The 19,866-nt window shown below is 72.6% G+C and carries 16 protein-coding genes; 11 read left to right on the top strand and 5 right to left on the bottom strand.

Annotated elements, in window-relative coordinates; all coding sequences use genetic code 11:
- The first annotated feature begins 37 nt into the window (after nt 1-37).
- Complete coding sequence (locus tag ABZS51_RS34630) at nt 38-2,791, top strand: AAA family ATPase (RefSeq protein WP_355450125.1); 2,754 nt, start codon at nt 38-40, stop codon at nt 2,789-2,791.
- A 96-nt stretch (nt 2,792-2,887) separates the two neighbouring features.
- Here the strand turns inward: ABZS51_RS34630 and ABZS51_RS34625 are convergent, their stop codons facing one another.
- Nucleotides 2,888-4,327, bottom strand: a complete 1,440-nt coding sequence (locus ABZS51_RS34625; RefSeq protein WP_355450122.1) for a GuaB1 family IMP dehydrogenase-related protein — start codon at nt 4,325-4,327, stop codon at nt 2,888-2,890.
- 98 nt (nt 4,328-4,425) lie between these two features.
- Here ABZS51_RS34625 and ABZS51_RS34620 point away from each other — a divergent pair, with 98 nt between their 5' ends.
- A complete protein-coding gene (locus ABZS51_RS34620; RefSeq protein ID WP_355450119.1) occupies nt 4,426-4,878 on the top strand; it encodes a GyrI-like domain-containing protein in 453 nt (150 codons plus the stop codon).
- 14 nt (nt 4,879-4,892) lie between these two features.
- Here the strand turns inward: ABZS51_RS34620 and ABZS51_RS34615 are convergent, their stop codons facing one another.
- Nucleotides 4,893-6,023 (bottom strand): CaiB/BaiF CoA-transferase family protein, encoded by a 1,131-nt coding sequence (locus tag ABZS51_RS34615; protein WP_355450116.1) that lies wholly within the window; start codon nt 6,021-6,023, stop codon nt 4,893-4,895.
- Nucleotides 6,024-6,184: 161 nt separating this feature from the next.
- On the opposite strand from ABZS51_RS34615, the gene ABZS51_RS34610 reads away from it, so the two are divergent.
- The 5 genes from ABZS51_RS34610 (at nt 6,185) to ABZS51_RS34590 (ending at nt 11,977) form a co-directional block, all read left to right on the top strand.
- Nucleotides 6,185-7,735, top strand: coding sequence for a serine/threonine-protein kinase (locus ABZS51_RS34610; RefSeq protein WP_355450113.1), 1,551 nt, complete (start codon nt 6,185-6,187; stop codon nt 7,733-7,735).
- Nucleotides 7,732-8,703, top strand: coding sequence for an NAD(P)-dependent oxidoreductase (locus ABZS51_RS34605; RefSeq protein ID WP_355450110.1), 972 nt, complete (start codon nt 7,732-7,734; stop codon nt 8,701-8,703). Before ABZS51_RS34610 ends, ABZS51_RS34605 begins: the two co-directional genes overlap by 4 nt.
- Nucleotides 8,704-8,847: 144 nt before the next feature.
- Nucleotides 8,848-10,197 carry an FAD-binding oxidoreductase gene (locus tag ABZS51_RS34600; RefSeq protein WP_355450107.1) on the top strand — a complete coding sequence of 450 codons (1,350 nt, stop codon included), beginning with the start codon at nt 8,848-8,850 and terminating at the stop codon, nt 10,195-10,197.
- A 3-nt stretch (nt 10,198-10,200) separates the two neighbouring features.
- A complete protein-coding gene (locus ABZS51_RS34595) occupies nt 10,201-11,460 on the top strand; it encodes a cyclopropane-fatty-acyl-phospholipid synthase family protein (RefSeq protein WP_355450104.1) in 1,260 nt (419 codons plus the stop codon).
- Nucleotides 11,461-11,536: 76 nt separating this feature from the next.
- On the top strand, nt 11,537-11,977 hold the full coding sequence (locus ABZS51_RS34590; RefSeq protein ID WP_355450101.1) for a group II truncated hemoglobin: 441 nt from the start codon (nt 11,537-11,539) through the stop codon (nt 11,975-11,977).
- 54 nt (nt 11,978-12,031) lie between these two features.
- Here the strand turns inward: ABZS51_RS34590 and ABZS51_RS34585 are convergent, their stop codons facing one another.
- Complete coding sequence (locus ABZS51_RS34585) at nt 12,032-12,418, bottom strand: ACT domain-containing protein (protein ID WP_355450098.1); 387 nt, start codon at nt 12,416-12,418, stop codon at nt 12,032-12,034.
- A gap of 90 nt (nt 12,419-12,508) precedes the next feature.
- Between ABZS51_RS34585 and ABZS51_RS34580 the strand changes: the two genes are divergently transcribed.
- Complete coding sequence (locus ABZS51_RS34580; RefSeq protein ID WP_355450095.1) at nt 12,509-13,453, top strand: teichoic acid biosynthesis protein C; 945 nt, start codon at nt 12,509-12,511, stop codon at nt 13,451-13,453.
- Between the two features lie 40 nt (nt 13,454-13,493).
- Here ABZS51_RS34580 and ABZS51_RS34575 read toward each other — a convergent pair whose 3' ends face one another.
- Complete coding sequence (locus tag ABZS51_RS34575; protein ID WP_355450092.1) at nt 13,494-15,029, bottom strand: long-chain fatty acid--CoA ligase; 1,536 nt, start codon at nt 15,027-15,029, stop codon at nt 13,494-13,496.
- Nucleotides 15,030-15,185: 156 nt separating this feature from the next.
- On the opposite strand from ABZS51_RS34575, the gene ABZS51_RS34570 reads away from it, so the two are divergent.
- From ABZS51_RS34570 to ABZS51_RS34560, 3 genes are read left to right on the top strand one after another with little or no spacing between them, the layout of a single operon-like run.
- The gene (locus tag ABZS51_RS34570) at nt 15,186-16,733 is read left to right on the top strand and encodes a GMC family oxidoreductase N-terminal domain-containing protein (RefSeq protein ID WP_355450089.1); all 1,548 of its coding nucleotides are present in this window, start codon (nt 15,186-15,188) and stop codon (nt 16,731-16,733) included.
- Between the two features lie 46 nt (nt 16,734-16,779).
- Nucleotides 16,780-18,033: a cytochrome P450 gene (locus ABZS51_RS34565; protein WP_355450086.1), complete on the top strand. Its 1,254-nt coding sequence runs from the start codon at nt 16,780-16,782 to the stop codon at nt 18,031-18,033.
- Between the two features lie 53 nt (nt 18,034-18,086).
- Nucleotides 18,087-18,923 carry an alpha/beta hydrolase gene (locus ABZS51_RS34560; protein ID WP_355450083.1) on the top strand — a complete coding sequence of 279 codons (837 nt, stop codon included), beginning with the start codon at nt 18,087-18,089 and terminating at the stop codon, nt 18,921-18,923.
- An 11-nt stretch (nt 18,924-18,934) separates the two neighbouring features.
- Here ABZS51_RS34560 and ABZS51_RS34555 read toward each other — a convergent pair.
- Nucleotides 18,935-19,866: methyltransferase domain-containing protein (locus ABZS51_RS34555; RefSeq protein ID WP_355450080.1), on the bottom strand; the 932-nt coding region annotated here is incomplete at its 5' end.

Below are 19,866 nucleotides of genomic sequence, written 5' to 3'. Positions count from 1 at the left end.
ACGGCGGGATACGTCACGGCATCAATAGGATCGTCCCGTGTTGTACGGGCGCGACGCCGAGATCGAACAGATAGACCGTTTGCTGGCAGAGGCCCGGGACGGCCGAAGCGGCGTCCTGGTGCTCCGTGGCGTGGCGGGAATCGGTAAGTCCGCGCTCCTCGATCACGCGGCGCGGGAGGCGTCCGCCATGGGTATGCGGACGTTGCGCGGCGTGGGCATCGAGAGCGAGACCGAGCTGGTGTTCGCCGCGCTTCACCTGCTGCTGCGTTCCGGGCTCGACCGCCTCGACCGGCTCCCGGCTCCGCAGGCGGACGCGCTCAGGGGAGCCTTCGGGCTGGCCCCTTCCAGCTCGGCCGACCGCTTCCTCATCGGTCTCGGCGCCCTGACCCTGCTGTCCGAGCTCGCCGGCGACGGGCCTCTGCTGTGCCTGGTCGACGACGCCCAGTGGCTGGATCGGTCCTCGGCCGACGCGCTCGTCTTCGCCGCGAGGCGGCTGGAGGCGGAAGGGGTGGCGCTGATCCTGGCGGTGCGGGACGGCAGCCACGGATTCCGGCCGTCCGGGCTGCCCGAGACCCGGCTCGGCGGCCTCGGCCCGGAGGCTGCGGCCGCCCTGCTGGGCGAGGCCGCCGGTACGCTGGCGCCGCACGTCAGAGACCGCATCCTCGCCGAGAGCGACGGAAACCCGCTCGCGCTCATCGAGTTGCCCGCGGCGCTCACGCTCGACCAGCGGGCCGGACACGTCGCCCCGCTGGCCTACCATCTGGGCCCGCTACCGCTCACCGGCCGGATGCAGGAGGCATTCCAGACGCAGATCCACGCCCTGCCGGAGCCTGCCCAGACCCTGCTGCTCGTGGCCGCCGCGGAGAGCACCGGCGACCTCGCCGTCATCCTCGGGGCCGCGCAGCGGATGGGTGTCGCCCCCGACGCCGTCGAGCCGGGGGAGCGGGCCGGGCTCATCCGTGTCGACGAGGGTCTCGCCTTCCGGCACCCGTTGATCAGGGCGGCCGCCTACCAGGGAGCGCCCTTCACCAGACGCCTGGCCGCGCATCGGGCCCTGGCCGCCGCCATCGGCGAGACCGGCGACGCGCGAGCCTGGCACCTCGCCGCCGCCTGCACCGGACCCGACGAAGGTGTCGCCGTCGAGCTGGAGCACGCGGCAGAACAGGCCAGGCGCAGAAGCGGCCACGCCGCCACGGCCGCGGCCTACCGGCGCGCGGCGCAGCTCACACCCGACCCGCGGCACCGGGTACGCCGGCTGATCAGCGCCGCCGAGGCGGCGATGGACGCCGGTCAGCTCCTTCAGTCCCGCGCGCTGGCCGACCGCGCCGCCAGGCTCACCGATGATCCGCGCGAGCGCGCCAGGCTCGCAGGGGTACGCGCGGCCGTCGAATTCGAGCAGGGCTCACCGCGCGTCGCGCACGGCATCCTCACGGCCGCCGCCGCGCCCATCGCGGACGCGGACCCGACCATGGCCGCGTCCATGCTGCTCGAAGCCGTACGCGATGCCTGGTTCGCCGGCGCGCCCGAACTGGCGCGCCAGGCCGTCGATCGCGTCAACGGCCTGGCCCTGCCATCGGGGCACCCCCTCCATCCGGTCATCTCCGGGATGACCGGGCTGGCTGCCCTGCTGGCGGGCGACGCCGCCCGCGGGCTGGTCCGCATCCACGCGGCACTCGCCGACGCCAGGCGGTTCCCGCCTGCGGGACCCGGGGAGCGGCTCATCATCGCGTCGATGGCCTTCATGGTGGGCGACGACGAGACGTCCATGGATCTGGCCGCCCGCCTGGTCGACGACTGCCGGGCGCAGGCGATGATCGGCCGGCTGCCGCACGCGCTGCAGAATCTGGCCAGCAGCCAGCTGTATCTCGGCCGGTTCCGGGACGCGCAGGCGTCGGCCGCCGAAGCCGTGCGCATCGCCGAAGACACAGGGCAGCATCATCGGGTCGATCACCTCCAGGGCGTACTCGCCTGGCTCGCCGCTGTCTCCGGCGACGATCTGACCTGCGAGCAACTCACGCGCCGCGTCCGTGCTCACGCCACCGACCACGGCAACGTGTCGAGCCTCGCCTGGGCGGTCTGGGCGGAGGGCCTGCTCGCCCTCGGGCAGGGCAGGACTCAGGCAGCATGGGATCTGCTGGAGGCGGGCATCACCGGCGCGGTCCGCCACCAGCTCACGCCCACCCTCTTCGTGCCGGACCTGGTGGAAGCGGCGGTCCGGTGCGAGCAGGCCGAACGGGCCCGGGCGCCGCTCGCCAGGTTCGAGGAATGGGCCACCGCCACCAGGCAGCCCTGGGCACGCGCGGTCGCTCTGCGCTGCAGGGCGCTGACCGCCGTGGGGGAAGAGGAGACGGAAAGCCGCTACGCGGAGGCCATCAGCCTGCACCTGAACGGAGGACGGCCGTTCGAGGAAGCTCGCACCAGACTCCTGTTCGGCGAATGGCTGCGCAGAGGCCGGCGCAAGGCCGACGCCAGGATCCATCTCAGGCAGGCGCTGGAAACATTCGAACGCGCCGGCGCCGGCCCCTGGGCGACCCGTGCCCGCGCCGAGCTGCGTGCCACGGGAGAGGCGGTCAGCGACGTGCGGGCGACGGGCCCGGCCGGCCTGCTGACTCCGCAGGAGCTGCAGATCGTACGGCTGGCCGCGCGGGGCGCCACGAATCGCGACATCGGCGCGCAGCTCTTCCTGAGCCCGCGCACTGTGGGCTACCACCTGCACAAGGCATTTCCCAAGCTCGGCGTCGCCTCCAGAACCCAGCTCGGTCAGTTCGACCTCGGCGACCGAGACTGCTGATCGCTCGACGGATCTCTCCGGCCCCGCGGTGGCGGGATCGGGTCCGTGACCGCGACACTGGTCGCGGGCCTCGGCGCGGAGCCGAGGCCCGGGACATCACCAGCTCTGGTGCAGCGGCATGCCCTCCGCGTAGCCGGACGAGCCCTGGATGCCCACCACGGCCCGCTCGTGGAACTCCTCCAGCGTCGTGGCCCCCGCGTACGTGCATGCTGACCGCAGCCCCGCCACGATCGCGTCCACCTGGTCCTCCACGCTCGGCCGGCGCGGGTCCAGGTACATGCGCGAGGTGGAGATGCCCTCCTCGAACAGCGCCTTCCTGGCCCGGTCGAACGGGCTGTCCTCGGCCGTGCGCAGCCGCACGGCGCGGGCGGAGGCCATGCCGAAGTTCTCCTTGTACTTGCGCCCGTCGGCGTCGGTGCGCGTGTCCCCGGGCGACTCGTACGTGCCGGCGAACCACGAGCCGATCATCACGTTGGCCGCGCCGGCGGCCAGGGCGAGGGCCACGTCGCGCGGGTGGCGCACGCCGCCGTCGGCCCACACGTGGCGGCCGAGCCGGCGCGCCTCGGTGGAGCATTCGAGCACCGCCGAGAACTGCGGCCGGCCGACACCGGTCATCATCCGGGTCGTGCACATGGCGCCCGGCCCGACGCCCACCTTGAGGATGTCGGCCCCGGCCTCGACGAGGTCGCGCACGCCCTCGGCTGTCACGACGTTGCCGGCGGCCACGGGCACGCCCGGGTCGAGCGCCCGCACGGCCCGCAGCGCAGAGATCATCTTGTCCTGGTGGCCGTGGGCGGTGTCCACGACCAGGCAGTCGATCCCGGCCTCCATCAGCTCCTTGGCCCTGGCGGCGACGTCGCCGTTGACGCCCACGGCGGCGGCCACGCGCAGCCGGCCGGAGGCGTCGAGCGCGGGCTTGTAGAGCGTGGCGCGCAGGGCGCCCGTGCGGGTCAGGATGCCGAGGAGCCGGCCGTCGCCGTCCACGATCGGGGCCAGCCGGTGGCGGCCCTCGTGCAGCCGCTCGAACGCGGCGCGCGGCTCCAGCCCGGCGGGCAGCGTCAGCAGCTCGCTCGACATCACCTGCGAGAGCTGCGTGTACATGTCGACGCCCTGGCAGTCGGCGTCGGTGACCACGCCGACCGGGCGGTTGTCCCAGTCGACGACGATGACCGCGCCGTGCGCCCGCTTGGGCAGCAGTTGCAGCGCCTCCCCGACGGTGTCGTGCGGGGTGAGCGTGAGCGGCGTGTCGTGCACGAGGTCGCGCTTCTTCACCCAGTCGACGACGTCCGCGACGACGTCGATGGGGATGTCCTGCGGGATCACCGCGACGCCGCCGCGCCGCGCGATGGTCTCGGCCATCCGGCGGCCCGCGACGGCGGTCATGTTGGCGACGACGATCGGGATGGTCGTGCCCGTGCCGTCGGAGGTCGACAGGTCGACCCCGAGCCGGGATCCGACCGATGAGCGCGACGGAACCATGAACACGTCGCTGTAGGTGAGGTCGTGGTGCGGCTCGATGCCGTTGAGAAATCTCACGTTCGTCCATCTTATGCGGTGACAGGGCCTTCCAGGGGTTTTCCCCGTTCGCGGGGGCTTATGATCGGCCCGGACACCCGAGGGGGAGGAGGGTCCCAGTGGAGATCACGGACCGCGACGAGCTGATCGTCGTCGGCTTCGCCATCCGCACCACGAACGCCGACGAGATGGACCCGGCGAGGGCGAGCCTGCCCGCGCTGTGGAGGCGGGCCGGCGCGCCGGGGGCGTTCGCGCACGTGCCCGGACGGATCGACGAGAACCTGTACGCCGTGCTCACCGACTACGAGAGCGATCACAACGGGGCCTACACGCAGATCGTGGGCACCGGGGTCCGCACGGTGGTGCGGCTGCCCGAGGGCATGGTCGCGGTGCGCGTGCCGGCGGCGAAGTCGCTGCGCTTCGAGGCGCGCGGGCCGATGCCGCAGGCGATCGTGGAGGCGTGGCAGCGGGTGTGGGCGCACACCGACACGGGGGCGGCCCCGGCCCGGGCGTTCACGACGGACCTGGAGGTCCACCACCCGGAGGGGGCCGACCTCTACATCTCGATCTAGCCAAGGGCCGGGGGTCAGGCCAGGACGCCCTGGGCGCGCAGCTTGGCGGCGGTCTCGGCCGGGATGCCCCACGACGACAGGTCCTCCAGCCGGGTCGCCGGCGACAGGTCCGGCTCCGGCGCGCCGAGCAGGCGGGGCGCGGGCACGGGCTGGACGACCCCGTTGGCCTCGGTGAACGTTCCGCGTGCCACGTTGTGCGGGTGCCCGGCCGCCTCCGCCATCGACAGCACCGGCGACACGCAGGCGTCCGACCCCGCGAAGACGGCCTCCCACTCCGCCCGCGTCCGCCTGCGGAACTCCGCGGCCAGCCGGGCCCTGAGCGCCGGCCACTGGGCCCGGTCGCCGCGGTCCGGCAGGTCCGGGGCACCGGCGAGGCCCATGCGGGTCAGCAGCTCCTCCCAGAACTTCGGCTCCAGGGCCCCCACCGCGAGATGGCCTCCGTCGGCCGTCTCGTACGTGTCGTACATGGGGGCGCCGGTGTCGATCAGGTTGGTGCCGCGCGGCCCCCAGGAGCCGCTCTGCGCGGCGTTGTAGAACATCGCGAACAGCAGCGCGGCCCCGTCCACCATGGCGGCGTCGATCACCCGCCCCTTGCCGGTGCGCTGACGCTCGACCAGGGCGAGCAGGATGCCGTAGGCGAGCATGAGGCCCCCGCCCGCGAAGTCCCCGAGGATGTTGACCGGCGGCGTCGGCGGCTGGTCCGCGCGGCCGAGCTGCGACAGCACGCCGGCGATGGCGATGTAGTCGATGTCGTGCCCGGCGGTCGCGGCCAGGGGGCCGTCCTGGCCCCAGCCGGTCATCCGGCCGTAGACGAGCCGCTCGTTGACGGCGTGCAGGTCGGCGGGGCCGATGCCGAGCCGCTCGGCGACGCCGGGCCGGAACACCTCGATGACCGCGTCCGCGCCCCGGGCCAGCTCCTTGAGCGCGGCCACGCCCTCGGGCGACTTGAGGTCCAGCCCGATCGTGCGCTTGCCGCGGTCCATGACGTCGGCGCGCGGGAGGTCCGAGACGGCGGCCACCCGGTCGATCCGCAGCACCTCGGCGCCGTGGTCGGCGAGCATCATGCCGGCGAACGGCCCGGGGGCGAGCCCGGCGAGCTCCAGCACGCGCACACCCGCGAGCGGTCCCTGACGGCCTTCGGACATGGGACTCTCCTCCATGGGCGCGGCCGCGCCCGACGTCTGCGGAACACCCCAGTAGAACAACATTCGGCGAGCTGTCGCAAGCCACCTTTCCGACCTTCCGACGAAGCAAGGTCAGGTATGGGAAACTTGCCCACTGATCGGGTGGTCTACAGGGGTAGGACATGGTTTCGGAAAGCACGCCGCTGATCGCCAGGCGTTACCAGTTACTCCGCGAGCTGGGCCGCGGCGGCATGGGAGTCGTCTGGGAGGGTCGCGACACGCTGCTCAACCGGCAGATCGCGATCAAGGAAGTGCTGCTGCCCGACGGGCTGTCGCGCGCCGACCAGGAGCGTCAGCTCCTCAGGACGGCCCGGGAGGCCCGGACCGCGGCGCGGCTCAACCACCCGTCGGTCGTCGCGGTCTACGACGTCGTCGAGGAGGACGGCCGCCCCTGGATCATCATGGAGCTGGTCCGCCATCCCTCGGTCGAGCAGGTCGTCGCCACCACGGGCGCGCTGCCCATCCGGCAGGCGGCCGACGTGGGCCGGCAGGTGCTGTCCGCCCTGCGCGCCGCGCACGAGGCCGGGATCCTGCACCGCGACGTCAAGCCGAGCAACATCCTGCTCGCCGACGACGGCCGCGCCGTGCTCACCGACTTCGGCATCGCCACGGCCGAGGGCGACTCCTCGCTGACCAGCACCGGCATGGTCACCGGGTCACCGAGCTTCCTCGCGCCGGAGCGGGTGCGCGCCGCCGAGGCCGGGCCGCCCTCCGACCTGTGGTCGCTCGGCGCGACGCTGTACGCCACGCTCGTGGGCCGCTCGCCGTTCGAGCGGGGCGAGCCGATGGCCACGCTCAACGCCCTGCTCAACGAGGAGCCCGACTACCGCCGCATCCCGCCGGCGATGCACCCGGTCCTCAAGGGCCTGCTGCGCAAGGAGCCGCACGAGCGGATGGGCGCCGAGGAGGCCGACCGGCTGCTCGCCGAGGTCGTCAACCTGCGTCCCGCCGGGGCGGACATGGACGTCCCGGACGAGGCCGTGCCCCGCCGCTCCAGCCGCACGCTGCTGGCCGCGGCCGCCGCTGCGGTGCTGGTCCTCGCGGGCGGCACGGTCGCCTACCTGAACCTCGTACCCCCCGCCGAGGGCACCTCCGACATCGCCCAGCGCGCCGCCACCAGCCCCCTGCCCAGCGCGACCGCCACCGCGACCGCGTCCACACCCACCCCGACCGCCACCCCCAGCGCCACGCCCACGCCGTCCCCCACTCGCACCGCCCCCGTCACGCGGGCCTGGACCTCGCCCGAGGGCTGGTCGATCGCCCGCCCGGTCGGCTGGAGGGGCGCGCGCAAGGAGGCCCTCACCGAGTGGACCCGCCGCGACGGGGCCGCGCACCTCGCCGTCGAGACCGTCTACGTCCAGCGCGACGCCGGCCAGCTCATCCAGGACGCCGAGGAGATACTCCGGCAGAGCGCACCGGACGTGCGGGCCGCCGGCCGCCGGGCCGTCCTGCACCACGGCGTCAGGGCCGTCGAGTCGCAGTTCGTCTACACGGCGGGCCCCACGTCCGACATGCCGTGGGCCCGGGAGGGCGTGCGGTACCGGGAGCTGCGGCGGGCGGTCACCGCCGGCGACACCACCTACATCCTGTCGTGGACGACCGCCGAGGCCCAGTGGGCCCGCAACGCCGGGCTGATGCGGCAGGTGATCGGCAGCTTTACCGTGGGGGCATGACGCCCTGGAACCTCCTCGCCCTGCCCCCGCTCCCCGAGGACGCGCTGCGCGGCCTGATGGCCCCGCTGGGCGGGCGGGTGGAGCTGCGGGTGCCCGCCTCCCGTGACCGCGCGGCGCTGCTGGCCGCCCTGCCGGATGCCGAGATCGTGGTCGGCGACTGGACGGCGGAGCTGGCGCTCGACGCGGAGGCGGTCGCGGCGGCGCCCCGGCTGGCGTTCGTGCAGCAGCCGTCCGTCGGGGTCGACGGCCACGACGCGGCCGCGCTGGCCGCCGCGGGCGTCCCCCTGGCCAACACCGCGGGCGTCAGCGCCGTGGCCGTCGCCGAATGGTGCGTCGCCGCCGCGCTCGCCCTGGTGCGGCGGCTGGCCGAGGCCGACGCCGCCGTCCGCGCGGGCGGCTGGCCCCAGCAGTCGCTCCAGCCGGGCGAGCTGGGCGGCAGGCGGGTCGGCATCGTGGGGTTCGGCCCGATCGGGGCGGCCTGCGCCGGGCTGTTCCGGGCCTTCGGCTGCGAGGTGTCGTACTGGACGCGCACGCCCCGCGACGAGCCCGGCCACGTGGACCTGCGGACGCTGGTGGCCGGCTCCGACGTGCTCGTCGTGGTCATCGCGCTCGCCGACGAGACGCGCGGCCTCGTCGACGCCCGCCGCATGAAGCCCGGCGCCCTGCTGGTCAACGCGGCCCGCGGCGGCGTCGTCGACCAGGACGCCCTGGCCGGGGCGCTGCGCGACGGGCACCTCGGCGGTGCGGCCCTCGACGTGTTCGAGACCGAGCCGCTGCCCGCCGGCGACCCGCTGCGCGAGCTGCCCCAGGTCCTGCTGTCGCCGCACGTCGCCGGCGTCACCCCCGGGTCCACCGGCCGCCTGCTGGAGGCCGTCCTCGCCAACCTCACGGCCGCCCTCGACGGCCGTCCGGTGACGAACGTGCTGAACGGTGTTTCCCCGACGATCAGCAGGAAGCTCGGTCATTAGCCCCGAATACCGGCGATCCACCTGGTGCGATGAACAGTTTTCGAGTCTTTAACGACCCCGGTCTGTTCGAGATCCAAGGCGAGAGATACTTTCTTACGGACGATCTCTACCAGCTCAAAGGGGGTGCTTGAGGTGACGACGACGATGTCGACACACCGACGGGCAGTAGAGCAGATCCAGCGATCCTACGCGGAGATCCCCGGCGGTGCGGCGCCCCGGCTGGCCAAGGCCACCTCCAACCTCTTCAGGTTCCGCGACTCGGAGAAGACGGCCAAGCTGTCCGCGCGCGACCTGGACGAGGTCATCAGTGTCGACCCGGAGACGATGACGGCCGAGGTCCAGGGCATGACCACGTACGAGCACCTGGTCGACGCCACGCTCCCGCACGGCCTCATGCCGTACGTCGTGCCGCAGCTCAAGACCATCACGCTCGGCGGCGCGGTCACCGGCCTCGGCATCGAGTCCACCAGCTTCCGCGACGGGCTGCCGCACGAGTCGGTGGAGGAGCTGGAGATCCTCACCGGCGACGGGCGCGTCGTCGTGGCCCGCGACGACAACGAGCACCGCGACCTGTTCCGCTCCTTCCCGAACTCCTACGGCACGCTCGGCTACGCGCTGCGCATCAAGATCAGGCTCAAGCCGGTCCAGCCGTACGTCCGCCTCACGCACGTGCCGTTCACCGACGCGGACAAGTGCATGCTCGCCATGCAGGAGATCTGCGAGAGCATGGAGCACGAGGGGGAGCCGGTCGACTTCATCGACGGCGTGTTCTTCACCCCGCAGGAGATGTACATCACGCTCGGCCGCTTCGCCGAGCGCGCCCCGTACGTCTCCGACTACACCGGGATGCGCATCTACTACCAGTCGATCCGCAACCGCCAGCGCGACTGGCTGACGATCCGCGACTATCTGTGGCGCTGGGACACCGACTGGTTCTGGTGCTCGCGCGCCTTCGGCGTGCAGCAGCCCGTCGTGCGCTCGCTCATGCCGCGCCGCTGGATGCGCTCCGACGTCTACCGCAGGCTCGTCGCGCTCGACCGCCGGTACGGCGTGACCGCGCGGATCGACCGCTGGGCCGGCCGGCCCGTGCAGGAGTCGGTCATCCAGGACGTCGAGGTGCCGGCCGAGCGGGGCGCCGAGTTCCTCGACTTCTTCTACGACCAGGTCGGCATGACGCCGGTCTGGATGTGCCCCTTGCGGGCCTCGTCCCGCTGGCCCCTCTACCCCCTGGAGCCGGGCCGGCTGTACGTGAACTTCGGGTTCTGGGGGATGGTTCCGCTGCCGCGGGGACGGTTCGACGGCTACTACAACCGGCTCATCGAGAGCTCCGTGCACGACCTCGACGGGCACAAGTCGCTCTATTCGACGTCCTTCTACGCCCGCGAGCAGTTCTGGGAGTTGTACAACGGCAGCGCGTACTGGCCGGTCAAGCGGGAATACGACCGGGACGGGCGCCTGCTGGACCTGTACGACAAGTGTGTGCGGGGAAGGTGAGAGATGGCTCTTGCAAGCGTCTTCGAGAAGATCGTCGGCTCCGAGGCGAAGATCGCCTTCCGGGCGTACGACGGGAGCAAGGCGGGGCCGGACGGGGCCGACCTCTGCCTGGAGGTCAAGTCCCCGATCGCGGTGGCCTACCTCGCGCAGGCGCCGGGCGAGCTGGGCCTGGCCAGGGCATACGTGTCGGGGCACCTGGACCTCCACGGCGACATGTACACCCTGCTCGATCGCATGTGGAACATCACGACCAACGACCTGACCACGCCCGAGAAGATCGCCGCGGTCCGGGCGCTGGGCGTCAAGCCGCTGCTCATGCGGGTGCCGCCGCCTCCGCAGGAGATGCGGCAGAGCAGGCTGGCCCGGCTGGGCTCGCGTCACGCCAAGCAGCGCGACGCCGAGGCCATCCACCACCACTACGACGTCTCCAACCGCTTCTACGAGTGGGTGCTCGGCCCGTCCATGGCCTACACCTGCGCCGTGTTCCCCGGCGACGCCTCCTCCCTTGAGGAGGCGCAGTACGCCAAGTTCGACCTGGTGGCGCGCAAGCTCGGCCTCCAGCCGGGCATGCGGCTGCTCGACGTCGGCTGCGGCTGGGGCGGCATGGTCATGCACGCCGCCAAGCACTACGGGGTCAAGGCCCTCGGTGTGACGCTCAGCAAGCAGCAGGCCGAGTGGGCGCAGCGGGCCATCGCCGAGGCGGGGCTGCAGGACCTGTGCGAGGTCCGTCACATGGACTACCGCGACGTCAGCGAGAGCGGCTTCGACGCGGTCAGCTCCATCGGCCTGACCGAGCACATCGGCAAGGACAACGTCCCGGCCTACTTCGAGTTCCTGTACGGCAAGCTCAAGCCGGGCGGCCGGCTGCTCAACCACTGCATCACCCGGCCGACGGGCGCGGAGAAGACCTTCAACAAGGGCGGCTTCATCAACCGCTACGTCTTCCCCGACGGCGAGCTGGAGTCGGTCGGCTGGCTGATCCGGCAGATGGAGGACCTCGGCTTCGAGATCCGCCACGAGGAGAACCTGCGCGAGCACTACGCCAAGACGCTGCGCCACTGGTGCGACAACCTCGACGCCAACTGGGCCGACGCGGTCGAGGAGGTCGGCATGGGCACCGCCCGGGTGTGGGCGCTGTACATGGCGGGCTGCATCGTCGGCTTCGAGCGCAACAAGGTCCAGCTCCACCAGGTGCTGGGGGTCAAGCTGGACAAGGACGGCCGCTCCGGCGTGCCGCTGCGCCCGGCCCGCGACTGGCCGTGATCCGCGGTGAAGGGGCGCGAGGCGGCTTCGCCTCGCGCCCCTTCCCGCGTCCGCGGGCATTTGTAATGCTGTAACCATGGTCTCCTTGTACGAGCACGCCGGCGGGCACGAGGCCCTCCACCGCTTCGTCGACCTCTTCTACGGCAGCGTCCTGAAGGATCCGCTGCTCCAGCCGCTCTTCGGCGCCGGCCGCCCGCACCACGTCGCGCACCTGACGGCCTTCACGGCCGAGACGTTCGGCGGCCCCGACGTCTTCACCCGCGAGATGGGCGGCTTTCCCACTCTCATCGAGGCCCACCGGGGCCTGCGCATCCGCGAGGAGCAGCGGCAGCGCTTCGTCGACCTGTTCATGGCGGCGGCCGACGACGCCGGGCTGCCGGACGACGCGCCGTTCCGCCAGGCGCTGCGGGAGCACGTCGAGTTCGGTACCCAGGTGGCCCACCAGAACTCCCACGCCGAGACCGACGACCAGCTCCACCCGCTGCGCGAGGTGCCCCACTGGGACTGGCCCTCCTAGCACCGCCTACGACGAGCGCCGCCTACGACGAGCGCTGCCTCCGAGGAGTGCGGACTACGACCGCAGGTGCCGGGTGTCCACCCGATGTCCCGCACCTTCGAGGACGGCCACGGCCTCCCCGGCCCTCGGCTCGGGAACGAGGACGAGGTCGGCGTGGAAGGTCGAGGCGACGAAGACGGGGATCGCCGCCTCGGCCAGCGGCCCCACGACCGCCGCCAGCATGCCGGGGACGTCGAGGTCGTGGGCGCTCGCGGCGCCGTACAGGCCGATCCAGCGCTCGCCCGAGCCCGACGGCCAGGCCTCGCGGACGACGGTCAGCCCCTCGGGGGCGCGGACCAGCGCGATCCACTCGTCGTCCTCGGGGAAGGTCGCGTGGGGCAGGTGCTCCACGGCGAACGCGGACGGGACGACGCTGAGGCGCTGGGCGGTGGGTGACGACATGGCACGTGTCTACCACGGCGAGATCACCCGCTAGGGTGTTGGACTCCTGTCGACCGCAGTGGAGGACCCTTGTCCGAGATGTCGTCATTCATGACCAGGAGAGGGCTGCTCGTGGGCGGCGCCGGGGCCGCCGTCACCGCGCTGCTGAGCGGCAGGGCCGCCGAGGCCACCGCGGGGGCCGCGGGCCGGTTCGACCTGGCGGCGCCCGCCACGAGCCTGATCTGGAAGAAGGCGCTGTACGACGAGACGGTCCTGCAGTCGTTCGCCTTCGACAACGCCCACGGCCACATCTACGCGGTGCAGGTCAAGAACGGGGCCGGCAGTTCGGCGGCCGGCCACCTCTGCCTGACCAGGCTCAGCCTCGGCGGCGCGGTGCTCGGGCACATGTACCTCATGGGTTTCGGCCACGGCGTGCAGATCGGCGTGGAGCCGTCGGGCGGATCGGCCTACCTGTGGACCGAGACCGGCGCGGTCGCCGACGGGGCCAACGCCTGGGGCAACCGGCTCGCCAGATTCGCCTTCGCCTCCGGCCGGACGATCACCCCGACGTCCGCCGGCGTGACGCGGTACGCGCCCGTCACCGGCGCGACCAACACCACCTGCGCCATCGACCCCTCCACCGGCCGGCTCGTCATGCGTTACCGGAAGAACGGCGGCTTCCGCTACGCCGTCTTCCCGCTCCAGGCGGTCAAGTCCGGCTCGCGGACCCCCGTGCACGACATCGCCCAGCCGGCCGCCCTCGGCACCTTCCAGGGGTACGCGGCCCACGGCGACTACCTCTACCTGCTGGACGGCGACGCCTACGGCCCGGCCAACCCGGCTCCGGGCAACACCTACGTCACCTGCGTCGACCTGCGTACCGGCCGCACGGTGCAGCGGGCGCTGACCCAGGCCGGCAAGTCGCTGGACTACCGTGAGCCGGAGGGCATGGCGATCCAGATCGCCTCGGGCCGGCCCCGGCTCTGCCTCGGCCTGGCCTCGGGCGCCGCCGGGGCCAGGAAGGCGAGCGTCTTCTACAAGACCGCCCTGGTGTGAGGAGCGGCTGGTGTGAGGAGCGGCTGGGTGAGGGGCGGCGTCAGCGCAGCTCGCGCTTGAGGATCTTGCCGGTGGCCGTCATGGGCAGCGTGTCCCTGAACTCCACGATGCGCGGGTACTTGTAGCCGGCCATGTTCGCCCGGCACCAGGCGATCAGCTCGTCCTCGGTGACCGTCGCGTCCGGGGTGCGGATGACGTACGCCTTGACCTCCTCGCCGTGCGACTCGTGGGGCACGCCCACGACCGCCGCCAGCGAGACCGCCTCGTGCGTCAGCAGCACCTCCTCCAGCTCCCTCGGATAGACGTTGAAGCCGCCTCGGATGATCATGTCCTTGGCCCGGTCGATGATCGCGTAGTAGCCGTCGGCGTCGCGGGTGGCGATGTCGCCGGTTCGGAACCAGCCGTCGCGCAGCACCTCGGCGGTCGCCTCCGGCCGGCCGTGGTAGCCCTTCATGACGTTGTGACCGCGGATCGCGATCTCGCCGGGACCCTCGTCCTCGACCGTCTTCCACTCGCTGTCGACGAGCCGCATCTCCACGCCCCAGATCGGGGTGCCGACCGTCCCGACCTTGGCCGGGCGGCCCGGCTGGTTGAAGCTGGCCACGGGCGAGGTCTCCGACAGGCCGTACCCCTCCAGGATGCCGACGCCGAAGGTGCGCTCGAAGTCCCTCAGCACCTCCACCGGCGAGGAGGAGCCGCCCGCGACCGCCGTCCGCAGCCGGCCCGGCACCTCGCCGCCGTCGGCGTGGAAGGTGGTGAGCAGCGCCCAGTACATCGTCGGCACGCCCGCGAAGAAGGTGACGCCCTCCCGGCGCATGAGCTCCAGCGCCTCGCCCGGCTCGAAGCGCGGCATGAGCACCACCGCCGCGCGCCGCCGGAAGCCGACGTTCATGACCACCGTCTGGCCGAAGGAGTGGAACAGCGGCAGCACCGCGAGGTACACGTCGCCCTCGGCCTCGCGCTCGAACATCTGGTCGCACACCATGGCGTTCATCAGCATGTTCTGGTGGCTGAGCTCGGCGCCCTTGGGCTGCCCGGTGGTGCCGGAGGTGTAGAGGATCACCGCGGTGTCGTCGGGGGCGGTCGCCGCGGTCTCGAACGTGCCGGCCATCCCGTCGAGGGCCGCCCAGATCGACTCGCCGTACGGCGACTCGGTGGCGAGCGGCGTGGCGGGCAGCGCGAAGAAGTGCTCGCAGCCCTCGGCGGCCTCGAACCCGGCCCGGCCCCGCTCGCCGAGCGGCAGCTCGGGGGTGCCCTCGAAGCAGAACAGCGCCCTGGCGTCGCTGTCGTCGAGGTGGTAGGCGATCTCCCGGTCCTGGAGCAGCACGTTCAGCGGCACGACGGCGGCCCCGGCCTTGAGGATGCCGAAGTAGACGAACGGGAAGTACGGCAGGTTGGGGCAGGCCAGCGCCACCTTGTCCCCGCGGCCGATGCCGCGTGACACCAGCAGGTTGGCGACCTGGTTGGCGATCGTCTCGACCATCGAGTACGGCAGGCGCATGTCGCCGAAGACCAGGGCGGTGCCGTCCGGGTTGTTCCTGGCGCTGTCCTCAAGCACGACCGACAGGTTGAGCATGTCGCCTTCCTCCCTCTACGCGGCCTACGCGACGTCGCGGCCATCTTCGCAGGGCGGCATACCGACCGGTAGGTAACGCGGGTCACAAGTGGATATGGACGCCCCCGGTCGCCTGGAGTAAGCAGGTACCACGCCACTCACCCCTGCGGAGGAACCATGGAGTACGACTACGTCATCGTCGGCGCGGGGTCGGCGGGATGCGTGCTGGCCGGCCGGCTGACGGCCGACCCGGGGGTGAGCGTGGCGCTGGTCGAGGCGGGCGGCCCGGACGACAAGCTGGAGATCCGCATGCCGGCGGCCTTCGCGAAGCTGTTCAAGACCGCCTACGACTGGAACTACTCCACCGCCAAGCAGCCCGAGATGTCCGGCCGCGAGCTGTACTGGCCGAGGGGCAGGGTGCTCGGCGGGTCGTCGTCGATCAACGCGCAGATGTGGGTGCGCGGCGGCCGGCTCGACTACGACCAGTGGGGGGTGCCCGGCTGGTCGTACGACGACGTCCTGCCGTACTTCCACCGGGCCGAGCACCGCGTCGGCGGCAACGAGGGCGGCGTGTACGGCACCGGCGGCCCCCTGTACGTCTCCGAGCTGCGCAGTCCCAACGTCACCACGGCCGCCTTCCTCGGGGCCTGCGAGGAGCTGGGCCTGACCAGGCTGCCCGAGGTGAACGGCCCCTCCAGCGAGGGCTACGGCCCCACCCCCGTCACCCAGCGCCGGGGCCGCCGGTGGAGCGCCGCCGACGCCTACCTGCGCCCCGCGCTCAAGCGGCCCAACCTGACCGTCATCACGGGCGCGACCGTGGACCGGGTGGTGTTCGACGGCGTGCGCGCCATCGGGATCGAGCACGACGGCGGCGCCCAGGTCCGGGCCCGTCGCGAGGTCATCCTGGCCGCGGGCACGATCGGCTCGCCGTACCTGCTCATGCGCTCGGGGGTGGGCGCGGCCGGCGAGCTGCGCGACGCCGGCGTGACCGTGGTGCGCGACCTGCCGGAGGTCGGCAAGAACCTCCAGGACCACCTGTCGTCCGGGGTGTTCGTCCGGTGCCGGCAGCCGGTGACGCTCACCAGGGCCGAGTCCGTCGGCAACCTGCTGCGCTACCTCGTGCTGCGCTCCGGCATGCTCACGACGAACGTGGGCGAGGCGGTGGCGTTCGTGCGTACCTCGCCGGAGGAGCCGGCGCCGGACATCGAGCTGATCTTCGCGCCGGGGCCGTTCGTCGACCACGGCCTCACCCCGCCGACCGGCCACGCCATGACCGTCGGCGTGGTGCTGCTCCAGCCCGAGAGCCGCGGCCGCGTCGGGCTCAACGGGCACGACGTGGTCATCGACCCCGGCTACCTGGCCAAGGAGGCCGACGTCAGACGGCTCGTCGCCGGGTTGAAGACAGCCAAGCAGATCTTCGCCACCACCGCCATGCGCCCGTACGCCGACGGTCCGATGCCGCCCTACGACGGCCCGGAGAGCGACGAAGAGCTCGCCCGGTGGGTGCGCGAGCGCGGCGAGACGCTCTACCACCCGGTGGGCACCTGCCGGATGGGCGCGGACGAGGCGTCGGTGGTGGACCCCGAGCTGCGGGTGCGCGGCGTCGAGGGGCTCCGCGTGGCCGACGCCTCGATCATGCCGTCCCTCAATCGCGGCCACACCCACGCTCCCGCCATAATGATCGGGGAGAAGGCCGCGGATCTGATCCTGGCGGGTCCGGCCTGACCGAACGCCTTGACGTAAGTGACCACTTGCACAAGGCTTTGCGGTTATGACGATCTCCGCCGACATGGACCTGTCGCAGATGCCGTTCTGGGCACTGCCCCAGGTCCACCGCCAGGAGACCTTCCGGCGGATGCGCGCGCTCGACCGGCCCGTGTTCGTGCCGGAGCAGCCGCTGCCGTTCATCAAGAGCGGCGCCGGATACTACGCGCTCGTGCGGCACGCCGACGTGGTGGAGGCCAGCCGCACCCCCGAGGTGTTCAGCAGCGAGCCCTGCTCCAACAGCATCCCCGACATGCCCCGCTGGCTGGCCGTCTACTTCGGCTCGATGATCAACATGGACGACCCGAAGCACGCCCGGCTGCGCCGCATCGTCTCCCGCGCCTTCACCCCCCGCGTCCTGGCCAAGATGGAGGAGGACCTGGAGCTGGCCGCCGCCGAGATCGTCGACCAGGCGGTCAAGGAAGGGCCGGGCGACTTCGTCACCCAGGTCGCCGCCAGGCTCCCGGTCCGCGTCATCTGCGACATGATGGGCGTCCCGCCGCAACTGCACGACCTGGTCCTGCGCCGCACCAACGTCATCCTGGGCAACGCCGACCCCGAGTACAGCGGCGTCGGCCCCCAGCTCAGCCGCGTCAACGTGGCGCGCGGGCTGGCCCGGCTCATCCACGCCGGCTACTCGCTGAACCGGCTGGCCGCCCGCCTCGGCGACGAGCGGCGCAAGCGGCCGACCGGCGACCTGGTCAGCCTGCTCGTCAACGGCGAGGAGCGGCTCAGCTCCCAGGAGCTGGGCTCGTTCTTCATCCTGCTCGTGGTGGCCGGCAGCGAGACCACCCGCAACGCCATCACGCACGGGCTCAAGCTCCTCACCGACCACCCCGACCAGCGGCGGCTGCTGACCGAGAACTTCGAGGGCCTCATCGGCAAGGCGTGTGACGAGATCATCCGCTACTCCACGCCGGTGATCCAGTTCCGCCGCACGGTCACGCGCGAGCACGTCATGAACGGCATGCGCTACCGCGAGGGCGACAAGGTGCTGCTGTTCTACAACTCCGCCAACCGCGACGAGGCCGTCTTCCGCGACCCCGACGCCTTCGACATCACCCGCGACCCCAACCCGCACGTCGGGTTCGGCGGGCCCGGCCCGCACCACTGCCTGGGCGCCCATCTCGCGCGGCGGGAGATGACCGTGATGTTCCGGGAGCTGTTCACCCGGCTGCCCGACCTCAGGGCCGTGGGCGAGCCCGACCATCTGCTGTCCAACTTCATCAACGGCATCAAGCACCTGCGGTACGCCTACTGAGCGCGCCCGCCCGGCATTCCCGGGTGGGCAAGCGGGTGTTAGGTTTCGCAGTCATGGAGATCAGGACAATCCACGCCAACGGGGTGGAGTTCGCGTATCTTGCCGTGGGGGAGGGGCCGCTGGCGCTGTGCCTGCACGGGTTCCCCGACACCGCGCACACCTGGCGGCACCTCATGCCGGCGCTGGCCGGCCGCGGCTACCGCGCGGTGGCGCCGTTCATGCGGGGCTACGCGCCGACCGAGATCCCGGCCGACGGGGCCTACGAGGGCGCGGCGCTAACCGCCGACGTGGCCGCCCTGCACGAGGAGCTCGGCGGGGGCGACGACGCCGTGGTCGTCGGGCACGACTGGGGCGCCTTCCCCGTGTACGGGCTCGGCGGGCGCTTCCGCCGGTCCGTGACCCTGGCGGTCCCGCCGCCCGGCGCGATGCTCACCTCCTTCTTCTCGTACGAGCAGCTCAAGCGCTCCTTCTACGTCTTCCTCTTCCAGACGGGGCTGGCCGAGACCGCCGCCGCCGAGCCGGGCTTCCTGGAGGGGTTGTGGGCGGACTGGTCGCCCGGGTACGACGCGCGGCGCGACCTTGAGTTCGTCCACCGCAGCCTCGGCCGGCCGGGCAACCTGGCGGCGGCCATCGGGTACTACCGGGCCATGCTCGGCACCACTCCGCCCTCGGGCCGTCACCCGGACCCGGAGCCCACGACGGGGCCGATCCTCTACCTGCACGGGAGCGGGGACGGCTGCCTCGGGGCCGGTGTGGTGAAGGACGCGCCGGACCACCTGCCGGCGGGCTCCCGGGCCGAGGAGGTGGCCGGGGCCGGCCACTTCCTCCACCTGGAGCGCCCGGAGGAGGTCAACCGCCTCATCCTGGACTGGCTCGGCCCCGCCTCCTGACGAGGCTCGCCTCAGCGGTGCCGGTTCGCCACGCTGAGCACGGCGAGGGCCGGGTGCCTGCCGGACAGGGAGACCTCGATCACCCGCTCGACACGGAAGCCCTCCGGCACCCCGTCCACCAGCGCCACCGCCAGCCCGCCGGGGGCCAGCACGCGGCGGACCTCCCGCCACAGCAGCCCGCCATCACGCGCCAGCAGCCCGGCGGCGGCGACCTGGCGGCCCCACGGCGGGTTCACCAGCACGCGGTCCACGCTCCGAGAGGGCAGCGGCAGCCGTCCCGCGTCGGCGACGGCCAGCGCCGCCCGCACTCCGGCGCGCGCCGTGTTCGCGGCGGCGGCCCGCACGGACACGGGGGAGCGGTCGGCCCCGGCCAGGCGCGCGTGCGGCGCGAGCAGCCCGGCCTCGGCCAGCGTCGTGCCCGCCCCGCAGCACGGGTCCAGCACCACCGGCCCGCCCCCGCGTCCTGCTCCTCCGACGGGTGGCCGGCCGAGGCCCGCGAGGACGGCCATGGCGGCGGCCAGCGGCGGGTGCAGGGTGCCGGGGATCGAGTCCACCTTGTACGGCCGGCGGTGCAGCGGCCGCTCGCCCAGCCGTACGGCGATGACCGCCTGGTCGTCCTCGATGGTCACCCGCCACGGCACCGCGCCCGGAGGCGGCGCCACGCCGCCCGCCCGCGAGTGGTACGGCACCCCGAGCGCCCGCGACAGACCGGCCCCGACGGCGTCCTCAACGTCGAAGCGACTGTAGGAGCGCCGCCCCACGAACGTCGCCGACACCTCCAGACCGACCGGCGCGTCCAGGCCGATCGGCGCGTCCAGGCCGTCCGGCGTGCCCGGCTGCGCGGCCTGCCGGCGAGTCCTCGGCTGCGCGGCCTGCCGGCGGATCTTCAGCGGCGTCTCCGCGTCGGCGTCGGCGGCGGCCCGGCGCAGGCGGGCCAGCGCGG

The organism is Nonomuraea sp. NPDC005501 (assembly GCF_040605905.1).
Taxonomy (GTDB): domain Bacteria; phylum Actinomycetota; class Actinomycetes; order Streptosporangiales; family Streptosporangiaceae; genus Nonomuraea.
The sequence above is the reverse complement of the archived record's forward strand: the minus strand, read 5'-3'. Positions and strand labels throughout refer to the sequence as shown.

Coding starts and splice junctions, on each gene's coding strand:
- ABZS51_RS34575 (WP_355450092.1), bottom strand. CDS start 15,029: ATGCTCAACCTGTCGGTCGTGCTTGAGGACAGCGCCAGGAACAACCCG.
- ABZS51_RS34570 (WP_355450089.1), top strand. CDS start 15,186: ATGGAGTACGACTACGTCATCGTCGGCGCGGGGTCGGCGGGATGCGTG.
- ABZS51_RS34590 (WP_355450101.1), top strand. CDS start 11,537: ATGGTCTCCTTGTACGAGCACGCCGGCGGGCACGAGGCCCTCCACCGC.
- ABZS51_RS34610 (WP_355450113.1), top strand. CDS start 6,185: ATGGTTTCGGAAAGCACGCCGCTGATCGCCAGGCGTTACCAGTTACTC.
- ABZS51_RS34565 (WP_355450086.1), top strand. CDS start 16,780: ATGACGATCTCCGCCGACATGGACCTGTCGCAGATGCCGTTCTGGGCA.
- ABZS51_RS34560 (WP_355450083.1), top strand. CDS start 18,087: ATGGAGATCAGGACAATCCACGCCAACGGGGTGGAGTTCGCGTATCTT.
- ABZS51_RS34615 (WP_355450116.1), bottom strand. CDS start 6,023: ATGTCCGAAGGCCGTCAGGGACCGCTCGCGGGTGTGCGCGTGCTGGAG.
- ABZS51_RS34600 (WP_355450107.1), top strand. CDS start 8,848: ATGTCGACACACCGACGGGCAGTAGAGCAGATCCAGCGATCCTACGCG.
- ABZS51_RS34595 (WP_355450104.1), top strand. CDS start 10,201: ATGGCTCTTGCAAGCGTCTTCGAGAAGATCGTCGGCTCCGAGGCGAAG.
- ABZS51_RS34605 (WP_355450110.1), top strand. CDS start 7,732: ATGACGCCCTGGAACCTCCTCGCCCTGCCCCCGCTCCCCGAGGACGCG.
- ABZS51_RS34580 (WP_355450095.1), top strand. CDS start 12,509: ATGACCAGGAGAGGGCTGCTCGTGGGCGGCGCCGGGGCCGCCGTCACC.
- ABZS51_RS34585 (WP_355450098.1), bottom strand. CDS start 12,418: ATGTCGTCACCCACCGCCCAGCGCCTCAGCGTCGTCCCGTCCGCGTTC.